Here is a 12,324-nt window from a genome sequence, read left to right as displayed (position 1 = left end):
GGAGCATGATATGAAAACAAAAATTATTAAAAAGACGGTTGCGGCGGGTATCGCTGCGTTGCTTTTGGCAGGTTCGGTTTTTGCCGATTCGCACAAATCGAATTCGAAAAAACTGCCGCACGGAGGCGACTTTGCGCAGCGCGAAATGAATGCGGACGTCCGCTCTCCTATGTATGGGGAGAGACCTGTGAAGCGCGTCAGAGCGGCGGGCCCTATGCAAAATTCCGTCATGGGCGATTGGATCGTCCGTGATACCGATAAAATCGTCAAAGTGGAATTCGATCGCGACGGAACGATGGAAATCACGTGGAAACAGGGTTTTGCATCGGAAGTCGAATGGAAAGGCTATTGGACGGCGACCGATTCGGAAATCACGTTTACCGTGAAGAGCAAAGAAACGGAAACGTGGACGAACGGCAAAAAAAAGGAAACGCGTGAAAGCATGAACGAATTGTGGAAGATTACATACGTGAGAGACGGCGACACGCTCAAGCTCACATCAAGCGATTTGCCGAAAGAAGTTGCGGGCGGTATCGTGTATACTTGGGAGTATTGATGGATTTCGCTCGTGTGGAATGCGTGCGGTAAAGCGCACGCAGACATGAGCTGCATTGCTCATCGAACGGGACACGCGCTTTGTGTGTTCCGTTTGTGCCGGCAAGATGCGCACCGTGCAAAAAAAAGTTTTATCGGTTTTATCTATTCGATAAAAAGATAGTCCGAAAAATAGATCGCTTGGATTTTGTTGAGCGAAAGACGTTCGTTCAGCGCTCCAAGCAAGTCGGCTTTGATTTTTTCTTCACCTCGTGAAAGCAGTTCGTCTTCCGTATACTTCGAAAAATATTCCGTGATGACGGTTCGCATAATCGTACTTTTTTGCGAAAGCTCTTCGTAAAAAGCCCTGTCGCCTGCGGGATAGGAAAGCCACGGCGTTATGACGACGGGAGTTCCGCCTGCCGCTTTTTTCGGATCGGGTTTTGTCGCCGCGCGCAGTCTTCCGAGTCCCGTAAAGGCGTCGAGCTTTGTGTTGTCGGGAGCGCTCATCGACGAAACGGAAAGCGGGGACGGGTCGGGTGTGCGGATGTTTTTTCCGGGGTGCGCTTTTTTCAGCGCAAACGACACGAGCGTTCCGATGACGATCGCCGCCGCCAAAAGAGAAGCGATGACGGCGAGCACGCGATTTAAAATCGATTGCATACGTTACTCTACCAGATACGGCGCGATGAGGGCAAGTGATTTTCCGCGTACATAGGCTGTTACGTGTACGCCGTCTTCGAGCCACTGCTCGCTTAAAATGCGGCCGCCTTTGCGTATGTCGGTGAGGAGCGGGCTTTTGTCCGGAGGCAGTACGCATTTGCAGCGTTTCCCGAACACGGTGCCCGCAATTTTATCGCTGAGTTCGCCGAAGCCCGTCTTTTCTTTTGCGCTTACGGAAAGAGAGTCGGGAAATTGTGCGCGCAGTTCGGCAAGTCTTCCTCCGTCTTTTTCGAGCGCGTCGGTTTTATTTAATAATACGAGGCGTTCGTTTTCGACCGCTCCTATTTCGCCGAGTACGCGGCACACGGTTTCGTATTGCTTTTCCGCATTCGCATCCGAAGCATCTATGACGATGAGCAAAAGATCGGCGCGCACCGCTTCTTCGAGCGTCGATTTGAACGCGTTGACGAGCGTGTGCGGAAGGTTTGAGATAAAGCCGACGGTGTCGGTAAGCAAAATCTCGCCTCCGTCTTTTATCCTCATGCGCCGTGTCGTCGGGTCGAGGGTCGCAAACAATTTGTTTTCGACGAATACGTCCGCTCCCGTAAGCGCGTTCAAGAGACTCGATTTTCCGGCGTTCGTGTAGCCGACAAGCGCGCACGACGGAACGGAAAATTTGCTTCTCCGCTTGCGCTGAGTGTCGCGCCCTGCGGCGATGCTTTTGAGTTCCTGTTTGACGCGGAAGATTTTTTCGCGCACTTGGCGCTGATCGAGTTCGAGCTGCGTTTCTCCCGAACCCTTTGCACCGTAATTGCCGCCCCGCTGCCTTGCCAAATCGCCGTACATATGTGCGAGACGCGGCAGCGAATATTCGAGGCGGGCGAGTTCGACTTGCAAAACCGCTTCATGCGTTTGCGCGCGCGAAGCGAAGATGCGCAAAATCACTTCTTCCCTGTCGAAACAAGGCAAGCCCGAAAGCTTTTCCCAGTTGCGCTGCTTCGTCGGTTCGAGCGTAAAGTCGAAGATGATGCAGTCCGCTTCGCATTCTTTCGCGCCCGCTGCGATTTCTTCGGCTTTGCCTTTGCCCATGCCGTATGCCGGCTGCACTTCAAGCCGCGAAAGCGTAATCGCCGAAACGGTTTCCATGCCGAGCGTGTCGATAAGGCTTTTGAGTTCTCGAAGATCGTTGCCCGGCTCTCCGACGAGTACGCAGCGGGTTTTTCGTTCCGTTTCTTTTTGCAGTTCTTCCATCGCGTCATTATACGGATAAACGCTCCGTTTTGAAAGTATTTTAAAGCGGTCGAATCGCGGTTTTGAAAACGGTATTTGAATACGGGAATACTTACGGCGATGTTTTGCCGTGCGGACAGGACGGCAAATGCCGCTAGATTTTTATCCGTTTTATGCCGATACTGTAAGAGGAGACAGGACTAAGTGACTTCAGGACAAAAAATTGCCGTAAGCGTTTTAACGACAGCCGTTATATTTGCATGCTTTGTCGTTGCGGCATTTGCGGGGCTTTTTTCCAAAATCGAAGCGCGGTTTTACGAGCCGGCGAAGATAGCCGATATTCGAAAGCAGCTCGATTCGGTCGCGGAATGCAGCGAAACCTACATCAATACGCTTCTCGAACAATTCGGTACGGGAGAAAAAGCATATCTTTCCGACAGCTCGGTCGCTTCATATGCGCTGTCTTCTCCGGCGGACAGCGACGTACAGCAGCGCACGCGCAGGACAGCCTCTCTTTTTTCGGAAGCGAGCGGCCTCGACGGAATCCGTCTCATCGACGTTAACGGACGCAGCGTTCATTTCAGCACTTATCCGTCGGACATTCTCAAACAAACCGACAGCATGCGCATATATAAAAATTACGACGAACTGCGCACGCACTTCGGCAGCGCCGAAGTTGCTTTCTTTAAAGTTTCAGTACCCGATGCCGCCGACGGTCGGAAGTACCGCATCGTGTTCGACGGAGAAAACAATCGAATATTGTTCGCGTTTCCTTTTTATGATCCGTACGACATATACTGCGGTACGATTGTCTTTTACGTCAGTGCACAGGATTTCAATCGTACGCTTATCGCGCGGAATCTTACGACCGTCGGGAACACGGGCGATCTTGTTTCCGACAGCAGCGGAGCGATAGGCGGATTCGTGTTCGGCATGCCCTCCCTCGGACGCGACGACATCGAACGGGAAGCGGTCGCGCGCTGGCGCGTCGATTCGAAAGGCCCCGACAAAATAGCGTCAATTTCCGCAAACGGCGGCGAATCGAAAGAATCTTATTGGATTTTGATTTCGAGCAACCGAAGCCGCTTTATTAAAACGGCAGGTGTTTACCGCGATTCGATATTTATCATGCCGCATACGGTGCAGTTTCTTTTGCTTACGTGTGTTTTTATTACGCTCTTTCTTACGATCTTTATGCTGTTCAATCTGCGCCGTGACGATATGGTCGTCATTCGAGACAGAGTGAAGCGCTTTCAGCTTGCGCTCATCAACGAATATTTTGAAAATAAAGAAACTATAAATTGGGCCGACGTTTCTCAAAAAATCGCATCTCGAAAAAACGACGTTTCCGAAGCTATTAAAGAGAGTCTCGGAAAGCGGGCGAAACGGCATTCCGAAGAAACGAAAGCGCTTATCGATAAAAGCTGGGAAGAAATTCTCGGTGCGCTGAGCGTCAAAACGAATGCGTCCGAAACAAGCGCTTTGCCGGATTCGAAAGAGATACGCAGAATGCTCGAAGAGATTTTGCGCAGCGGTGCGGTACAAACTCCGTATAACGCCGCGCCGGAAAAATCGTCCGATGAAGAAGCGACGGAAATATCGCTCGGAAGAGAAAGTATCGAAGCGGACGGATTTTTTGAAACGAATACGGAAATAGTAAACGCGGCGACGGAAACGGAAGAAGCGTTCTTTGAAAATGAAAACGGATCGGAATCGAGTGAAAAAAACGGATCGGGCGAAAATGCGGCCGATGAAAACCGAAGCGATGAAAGCGCACATAAAACTTCTGAAAGCGAAACTGCGGATACGGCGGATTTCGAAACACGCGGTGAGGAAATTTCCGAAGATGAAAAAATCGATGCCTTCGGTGAAATACGCATGGGTGAAGAAAGTGCGATAAGCGACGATTTGTTCGACGGAAATACCGAATCGGTAAACGCTCCGGCGGAAATCGAAGAAATCTTTTTTGATAATTTGATCGCCGCGGAATCCGTACCGCCTTCGAAAACCGATGCGGCAAAAAAGGACGCAGCGGTCGAAACGGAAATCGCCGAGTCGGTTGAAAGCGCACCTTCCGCACCGCCTTCGAAAACCGATGCCGTAATGCCTGTAATGGAAGACGTCGACATCGATTTGTTTATGGACGGGGCGGGCGATATTCCCGCACCCGACGACGATATATTTGCCGAACCGCTGCAGTTGGGCGAGCCGAAAAATGAGTGCATCTTGCAGGAAGAAGCGAAACCGATCGATTTCGATGTCGTTTCCGCACCGAATTTTTTATTCCTCGATGAAGAACGGAAAGAAGACGAAAGCCGGAAATCTCCGGAAAAAGAAGATGCGGCGTATACCGGTATTCCCTTTGCCGCGGACGTAAGCGCGGAAAGCCCGAGAGCCGCTAACGGCGATGCCGTCGATGCGGAGGATATTCAGCCTATTGAAAAAGCAAAAGGCGCCGTTCCGTTTTCGTTTACCTCGTTCGCATCGCATGAAGAGAAAATACAAAACCTCGCGCCCGCTTCGGATGGCGTCATCATCGAAGGAGGCGACGGCGTATTTTCGATCGCTTCCGGCATAGCCTTCGACGGCGTCGTGCAGGACGAAGCGTTTAAACGTCTGGTCGATTCCGTTATTAAATGACAGCGGCTAACGGATAAGGCCCTGATTGCCCATTATCAATTTATATGAGTTGTCGCGCGTGTCGTTTTTATTTATACTGTCGTCATGAAATATACGGCACCTCTTGTCGTGCGCACCTATGAATGCGATGCGTACGGTCACGTAAACAATGCGGTTTATTTGAACTTCCTCGAATACGGGCGGATGGAATACCTGCATCAAATCGATTTCGATTATAAAAATCTCGTTGCGGACGGTTATTATCTTTATATCACACATATCGACATCTATTATAAAGCGTCGGCTTTTCTCGACGATGAATTGTTCGTCGATGTAGAACCGGTAAAGCTCGGCGTCATTCAGGGAACTTTTCATCAAGTCGTACGCAAAAAAGACGGGACCGTCTGCGTCGAAGCCGATGTCACGTGGGCGAGCGTCAAAGACGGCAAGCCTGCGAAGATCCCCGAAAAATATATGGTCGAGGGATTGTACCCGGACGGAGACGCGCGAAAACAAAAGGCGGCTCACTGATGGAAATCCGCTTAAAAAATCTTGTTAAAACCTATGAAGGCGGTGCGCACGGCTCCGAAATAAATGCGGTGCGTGATATAAGTCTTTCGATTCCGTCGAATACGATTTTCGGTATTATCGGAAAAAGCGGTGCGGGAAAATCGACGCTCGTGCGTTTGATAAGCCTGCTCGAAAAACCCGACTCGGGCGAAGTGTTTTACGACGGAGATCGCGTGGACGACCTTTGTCCGTCCGCTCTCATAGCCCGGCGCCGGCGGATCGGTATGATATTTCAAAATTTCAATTTATTCAGTTCGCGCACTGCGGGACAAAACGTCGCATACCCGCTTGAAATATGCGGTACGCCGAAAGCGGAAATCGCTTCTCGAATGGAGGAAATGCTTTCCATCGTCGATTTGGCCGACCGCCGAAACGCTCCGATCAGTACGCTTTCCGGAGGACAAAAGCAGCGCATTGCGATTGCGCGTGCGCTTGCGGCAAAGCCGGATATCCTTTTTTGTGATGAAGCGACGAGCGCGCTCGATCCGCAGACGACCGAATCGATTTTAAATTTAATAAGAAAAATACAAAATCAAATGAATCTCACCGTCGTGATGATTACGCATCAGATGGAAGTCGTGCGCGACGCGTGCAGTTTCGTCGCGGTCGTCGATAAAGGAAGCGTCGTCGAAGAGGGCAGGGTAAACGATATCTTTTTACATCCGAAAAGCGATGTGACGAGGGATTTTTTGCTGAACTTGACGCCGACGAAAGAAGCGGGAGGGGGAAGTGGCATCGTGCGCTGGTCGGAGCGCGGCGGCAAATACGTTTTGCGCTTTACAAACACGCTCACCGACGAGCCGGTGCTGAGCCGTATGGCGCAAAAATTCAACGTCGAATTCAACATACGCGCGGGAGGCATACAAAAACTTTCGGAAAGCCGCGTCGGCACGCTTATAACCGATATCGCAGGCGATGCCGATGAAGTCGCAAAAGCGATCGCGTATTTGAAAAGCGAAGGCGTTTCGGTCGAAGGAGAATGACGGATGAATATCGATAAAATAATAATTCTCGTGCGCGATGCTGCGGCGCAGACTGCCGTCATGGTCGTCTTTTCGACGCTGTTCAGCCTTTTGCTCGGTTTTCCGCTCGGTATCCTTTTGTGTACGAGCGATCCGCAGTCGGGAATCCGGCCGCGTCCGGCGCTGTATCAGATTTTGACGAGGATAGTCAATGCGCTCCGCTCGTTTCCGTTTATCATTTTGATGATCGTGCTCTTTCCGCTTTCCCGCGTTCTCGTCGGAACGAGCATCGGAACAAAGGCGACGATCGTTCCGCTTTCGATTGCGGCCGCTCCCTTCGTTGCGCGCATCATCGAGTCGGCGCTCAAAGAAGTGGACAGGGGCGTCGTTCAGGCCGCCCGCGCGATGGGTTCGACGACGATGCAGATCATCTTTAAAGTGCTCATTCCCGAAGCGCTGCCTTCTCTTATCGACGGCGTGACGCTGACGGTCATCAACGTGATCGGCTATTCGGCGATGGCGGGCGCTATCGGCGGCGGCGGGCTCGGAGACCTTGCGATCCGCTACGGCTACCAGCGCTTTCGCTCCGAAATCATGGCGATCGCCGTCATCGTGATTTTGATTATGGTTGAATTGATTCAAATGCTCGGTACGGCGCTTTCACATAAAGTGGCTGCGAAGCGGTAAAAGCGTTTTCGTAAAAAGCGATTGCGCACTTGCAGCGTGCGCGAAATTCCCGGCGCCGCTTGCAATGAGTGCGGTACGGTATTTCCGTAGCGTTTACGGCGCACTTGCAGCGAGGGGCGAAACGGTGCCCTTACTGCGCCGCTCCTCCCATACAGGTTTGCATGAGCAGTGCAAACATGTAGATTTTTTGATAGACGGCGGCTCCGATTTCATAGGGCGGCTTGTCGGAAACGCGTTCGATTTCTTTCCAGTTCGTGATCACTTCCGGCGATTTTTTCTTTTCATCGTCGATGAGCCACTTTATCATTTTGCCGATAGTGATGAGATTGCGCGTCGCTTTTACGATGTACGTCTTTGCCTGTGCGTTCGATTCGCCGACGAGCCGATTGATGATCGCCGCCGCATCGGGCGCATGCTGTGTGCGCGGCAGGAGCGTTTTGATTTTTATGCCGACTTCTCCGTCGTCGGCAAGGCCGTCGTCGAAAGAGGTGATCGCTTCGGATGAGGAGAGCAGATCGTTGTATGCGTTCGACATGGGCATCGACACGGGTGTGGATACCCACGCGCCGCGCACGAGGACGAGGTCGCAGTATTCGCGTATGTCTTTTTTAACAAACTCGATGAGAAAGCCTTTGACGTAATTGAGCGCGTCGCAATAGAGATAGCCGGCAAGTTTTTTCTTTTCGAGCAGGGAACCGTTTTCGGAGGTATAATTTTTCAAATATGAAAGGGATGTCGTATTGAAAAGCTTTACGAGCAGCTCGTTTACTTTGCTGTTTGTCTCAGCCGATTCGAGTTTTTTTAAGGCAGCCGTCGTTTCGATTTTGAATTTATTGATAAAAGGTTCGACGATGTTTACCGATATCGGACTTACCGAAGGCGTATAATCGGGATCCTGCGTGATCAGTTGTACCGTCATATCGAATATGCCCGTCGCCTGTATGTGCTGCATTTTCGCCGTAATTTTTTTCCATACGCCGATCGGAACGGGTTCGACTCCGCGTATGTCTTTGAGCATTTTTATCATCGGCGCCCAATCGATATTGTCGGTTATATTCCACATGAGCGTCGTAAAATCTTTGATATCGTCGACGATGTATTTGCCGTCGGTTTTTTCAAACTGCGGCGGTACGGAAAAATCGCGTTCGGTAAGAGACGCGTTGAATTTTTTCAATGTAAAATAATAATCGTAAGAACAAAAATCTTTAAAAGCCTGCAATTCTTTATAGCGCCGTTCGATTACGGCCGTGCGTTCGTCGGTAAATCCGTCGATAAACGCTTCGAGCCTCTGCTGCACAAAGGCTGAAAATTGACGGAGCGGCATCGTTTTGCTTTTTTCGGCTATGGCTTCCTGTGTCAGCTCTTCTTCGATTTTGCGCTGAGTGTCGGAAAGAAAGTGGTCGATAACCGCCGTTTTCATGGCGTTCGGATTTTTTATGTTTTGAAATAAAACCTGTGCCGGCGATACGGCTTTGTAGATTTCGTAGAGGAGCTTCGGAAAAGACGGAAGTATTTCGCCGCTGCTCGGTTTGTAAAAATGATAGTGCGATTTCGAAAGGCGTTTTGCTATCGCTTTGAGCCGCCGTTTTTTTTCGTATTCGGGATCGTCGGAGCCTAAAATGGATGCGAGTATTTTTTGAATGAAATTTCCGCCGGATGATTTTGCTTTTGCCATAGCGTCCGCGTATATCATAACTTGAACGGCGGTTTTTGTAAATGCGCTTGCAGAGCGAAGGTTCCGGAAATGCGGACATTAAAAAATACTATGCAATGTAAAAGAACGGCGGAACTTCCGGCAGCAGCCCTTCCGTCGGGAACGGAGAGCGAGGATGTATGCGGTCACATACGGCATACGCCCGGCCGGAGCGGTGCCGAAGGCAGACGCGGAGAGAGCGAAGCGAACGGAGCGGCCGAGCGTGAGCGGGCCGCGCAGGGCGGGATGGCAAAACGGTGCCGTCCGCAACGAAAGCTGACAAAATAATCGTATGGGGTTATGTTTTGTTGATAGACGCGCCGCGCTGCTGGGGTTATACTGTGTCAACAATAATTGCAAAGGTGTGAATTGTATGAGAAAACATTATTTGGACAATATCAGATGGCTGACGGTCGCTTTGGTCGTTATGTATCACGTGATTTTTATTTACAACGCGGTTATGCCGCCGTACACCCGTATAGGTGCATTTTCCGAAACGCAGGTGCAGGACGCTTTGCTGTATATTTTATATCCGTGGTTTATGATTTTGCTTTTTATCGTTGCGGGAATAAGTTCGCGCTGCTACCTTGAAACGCATTCGATCCGCGATTTTGTGCGCACGAGGACGAGGAAGCTGCTTGTGCCGTCGACGATAGGACTCCTCCTTTTCGGCTGGCTTCAGGGCCTGCTGAATATGAGCCTTGCCGGCGGATTTGACGGGATTCCCGATACGATGCCGCGCGTCGCCGTATTTGCGATCATGTTCGCATCGGGAACGGGCGTTTTGTGGTTTATACAAATGCTGTGGCTTTTTTCGATGCTGCTTGCACTCATAAGAAAATTTGAAAAAGGCGGACTGTACGAATTATGCGGCAAAGCAAATGTTTTCGTACTTCTGCTTTTGGGTATTCCGCTGTATTTTTCGGGGCTTATTTTAAACACGCCCGTCGTTACGGTGTATCGCTTCGGCATCTACGCTTTTGCCTTCTTTTTGGGCTATTTTGTATTTTCGCATGAAAATCTTATCGACCGGCTCGCTAAAATCGACATCGCACTCGGTATTGCGGCGCTGTTGTCGGGAGCGCTGTATCTCTATCTGCACTTCGGTGATAAGTATGCCGTCATGCCGACAGTCAATTCCGTTTCGGCGGTCGTTTACGCATGGCTTGCTTCGCTTGCGCTTTTGGCTCTGATGAAGCGCCGTTATGACCGCGAGTCCGCCTTTACGCGCTTTATGACAAAACGGAGCTTCGGCTTATATGTGTTCCATTATTTTCCGTTGACGCTTACGGCGTGGCTCCTTGCACGGTACGCAAAACTTTCCGCAGTGCCGGCATACGCGATTGCGGCTTTCGCTTCTTTTTTCGGCGCTTTTTTGCTCTATGAAGCGGTCGTGCGTATTCCCTTTGTCAGGTGGTGCCTGCTCGGCATAAAAAAGAGGAAATATGCTTAAAGACAATATCGTTCAGCTGCGGAAACTGCGGAACTTTACACAGGAAGCCCTCGCCGAAAAGGTCGGTGTAACGCGCCAAGCGCTTGCAAAATGGGAAGCAGGCGATACGCTTCCCGATTTGGAAAAGAGCAAACTGCTTGCCGAAGCTTTGGACGTATCGCTCGACGATCTTGCAAACCACGAGGCGAAATCGAATTTCGGGCTTGCCGTTCCGCCGAAGGGGAAGCATCTTTTCGGAACCGTTACCGTCGGCGACAAGGGGCAGATAGTGATCCCGGTAAAAGCGCGCAAAGTGTTCGGCATAAAAGCGGGCGATGCGCTCGTGGTTTTGGGCGACGAAGATCGCGGGCTTGCCCTTTTAAAAGCCGACGATTTTTTGGCGATGGCGGAAATGATCCGCGAGGGAAGAAAAGGCGATACGTGATGCAAAAGGAAAAAAAGCGTGTCCGCCGGAAGATTGGTTTACTGAAAGGTAAATTAAAATACAATAATATAAATCGGATGTACCGGCCATTACTCCGTAACATACTATTTTTTTGATAAGAAAAACCGCCCCTTGATTGAGGCGGCTTTTTCTTTTTGTACCGCTGTTCGATCATCGTCGTTCGTTCAAGGGTGAATTCGTCGATAAACGTTTGGAGCTGTTGCTGGACGTACTCGGTAAATTGCCGGAGCGGCATGGTTTTGCTTTTTTCCGCGATCGCTTCCTGTGTAAACTCTTCTTCGATTTTACGCTGATTGTCGGAAAGGAAATATTCGATGATCGCGACTTTCATCACATTTTGATTTTTTATGTTTTGAAATAAAAGCTGCGCGGGCGCTACGGCTTTATAGATTTCATACAGGAGTTTTGCAAATGCGCTTGCAAGGTGTCTTATAGGTGTCAAGCTATTGACATCTTTTATTTTTTTGGACTAAAGTAAAATCATGAATAAAAAAGCTGTTTTTGACGGACAATTTATTCTTTTTAATGTTCCATACTTGTATGACAGGAAGGGAATAAAAATGTCAGCTATAGCTTACCCCCCCCCCCATTTTCTCTGTTAGTTATAATATCTCTAACAGATAGTTTTTTTAAAAATTATTTTTCTTATATCGGCACCATTTCAAATCTAAACCGCATAGTCAATTTATTTCGGCTGTGCGGTTTTTTCGCATTTTCAATGTTGCCTCTAAAAGCTGCAGTTTTTAGAGGTCCTCTAAAGTAAGTGTTTATGGGGTAATATGAAATTAAATAAAGATTACGACGGAAAGTCATTAGAACACTTTTCTAAGGACTTATTTGCAGAATTGCAAAAACATCCTTTCGGCAGTATGCCCAAAAGGGACTTGGACTGTTTGCTCTTTTTTCTTTTTGAAAAGTACGGCCTTTTAGACGGAAAAAACAACAGAGAAAAGGCTCAAAATCTTCAAATAAACGAAACAAGGTTAAAATCCTACATTCTTGATGCAAATGCAAAGTACGGTAAGGATGAAAAGGCGAAAAATCTTGTTAAATTATTGCAGAAGATGGGAGACGGCACTAAGGTCTCAATAGACGGCGATTATTTGGTATTCCTTGAAGAAGACCCTGTTATAAAAGCCGACTTTGTTCAAAGTTTAAAAGATGAGGGCTTTTACACCGATTCAAGTTTTAATAATGAGCTTATAAAGGTAAAACTTTCAAGCTTTTTGTGCTTTGCCAAAAATAAGGGGTTTTTAAACAATAAAAAACTTCTTGACATTGTAAAAAGCGATGAAAAAAGCGCAAAACTGATCAAGCAATTTATTGATAAGAATAAGAATGTAAAAGAAATGGCTTTAGGTGTATTAAAAATCATACAAGCACAAAACGGCTTTGGCATAGGTACATTTATAAGCCTTTTTGAATACGGAAAAGATATATTCACAGCTAAAATAAATTAATGGGGGTT

The 12,324-nt window shown here is 48.9% G+C and carries 12 protein-coding genes; 9 read left to right on the top strand and 3 right to left on the bottom strand.

Going from position 1 to position 12,324, the window contains the following annotated elements:
* Window positions 1-10: 10 nt before the first annotated feature.
* Window positions 11-556 (top strand): hypothetical protein, encoded by a 546-nt coding sequence (locus H9I35_RS05415; RefSeq protein ID WP_187420553.1) that lies wholly within the window; start codon window positions 11-13, stop codon window positions 554-556.
* A 143-nt stretch (window positions 557-699) separates the two neighbouring features.
* Here the strand turns inward: H9I35_RS05415 and H9I35_RS05410 are convergent, their stop codons facing one another.
* On the bottom strand, window positions 700-1,197 hold the full coding sequence (locus H9I35_RS05410) for a flagellar basal body-associated FliL family protein (protein ID WP_187420552.1): 498 nt from the start codon (window positions 1,195-1,197) through the stop codon (window positions 700-702).
* 3 nt (window positions 1,198-1,200) lie between these two features.
* The gene (gene hflX, locus H9I35_RS05405) at window positions 1,201-2,448 is read right to left on the bottom strand and encodes a GTPase HflX (RefSeq protein WP_187420551.1); all 1,248 of its coding nucleotides are present in this window, start codon (window positions 2,446-2,448) and stop codon (window positions 1,201-1,203) included.
* A gap of 183 nt (window positions 2,449-2,631) precedes the next feature.
* Here hflX and H9I35_RS05400 point away from each other — a divergent pair, with 183 nt between their 5' ends.
* The 4 genes from H9I35_RS05400 (at window position 2,632) to H9I35_RS05385 (ending at window position 7,265) form a co-directional block, all read left to right on the top strand.
* A complete protein-coding gene (locus H9I35_RS05400; protein WP_187420550.1) occupies window positions 2,632-5,067 on the top strand; it encodes a hypothetical protein in 2,436 nt (811 codons plus the stop codon).
* An 84-nt stretch (window positions 5,068-5,151) separates the two neighbouring features.
* Window positions 5,152-5,577: an acyl-CoA thioesterase gene (locus tag H9I35_RS05395; RefSeq protein WP_187420549.1), complete on the top strand. Its 426-nt coding sequence runs from the start codon at window positions 5,152-5,154 to the stop codon at window positions 5,575-5,577.
* Complete coding sequence (locus tag H9I35_RS05390) at window positions 5,577-6,599, top strand: methionine ABC transporter ATP-binding protein (RefSeq protein ID WP_187420548.1); 1,023 nt, start codon at window positions 5,577-5,579, stop codon at window positions 6,597-6,599. The genes H9I35_RS05395 and H9I35_RS05390 overlap by 1 nt, the downstream gene beginning before the upstream one ends.
* A gap of 3 nt (window positions 6,600-6,602) precedes the next feature.
* Entirely contained in the window at window positions 6,603-7,265 is a 663-nt protein-coding gene (locus H9I35_RS05385) for a methionine ABC transporter permease (RefSeq protein ID WP_187420547.1), read from the top strand.
* Window positions 7,266-7,395: 130 nt separating this feature from the next.
* Here H9I35_RS05385 and H9I35_RS05380 read toward each other — a convergent pair whose 3' ends face one another.
* The gene (locus H9I35_RS05380) at window positions 7,396-8,940 is read right to left on the bottom strand and encodes a DUF5312 family protein (RefSeq protein WP_187420546.1); all 1,545 of its coding nucleotides are present in this window, start codon (window positions 8,938-8,940) and stop codon (window positions 7,396-7,398) included.
* A 90-nt stretch (window positions 8,941-9,030) separates the two neighbouring features.
* On the opposite strand from H9I35_RS05380, the gene H9I35_RS05375 reads away from it, so the two are divergent.
* The 4 genes from H9I35_RS05375 to H9I35_RS05360 all read left to right on the top strand — a co-directional run bounded on the left by H9I35_RS05375 (window position 9,031) and on the right by H9I35_RS05360 (window position 12,316).
* Entirely contained in the window at window positions 9,031-9,246 is a 216-nt protein-coding gene (locus H9I35_RS05375; protein WP_187420545.1) for a hypothetical protein, read from the top strand.
* Between the two features lie 85 nt (window positions 9,247-9,331).
* Window positions 9,332-10,411 (top strand): acyltransferase family protein, encoded by a 1,080-nt coding sequence (locus H9I35_RS05370; RefSeq protein ID WP_187420544.1) that lies wholly within the window; start codon window positions 9,332-9,334, stop codon window positions 10,409-10,411.
* Window positions 10,404-10,835 (top strand): helix-turn-helix domain-containing protein, encoded by a 432-nt coding sequence (locus H9I35_RS05365; RefSeq protein WP_187420543.1) that lies wholly within the window; start codon window positions 10,404-10,406, stop codon window positions 10,833-10,835. Before H9I35_RS05370 ends, H9I35_RS05365 begins: the two co-directional genes overlap by 8 nt.
* A gap of 800 nt (window positions 10,836-11,635) precedes the next feature.
* Entirely contained in the window at window positions 11,636-12,316 is a 681-nt protein-coding gene (locus H9I35_RS05360) for a hypothetical protein (protein ID WP_187420542.1), read from the top strand.
* The last annotated feature ends 8 nt before the right edge of the window (window positions 12,317-12,324 follow it).

This window comes from Treponema sp. Marseille-Q4132 (assembly GCF_014334835.1).
GTDB classification, from domain to species: Bacteria; Spirochaetota; Spirochaetia; order Treponematales; family Treponemataceae; genus Treponema_D; species Treponema_D paredis.
The sequence above is the reverse complement of the archived record's forward strand: the minus strand, read 5'-3'. Positions and strand labels throughout refer to the sequence as shown.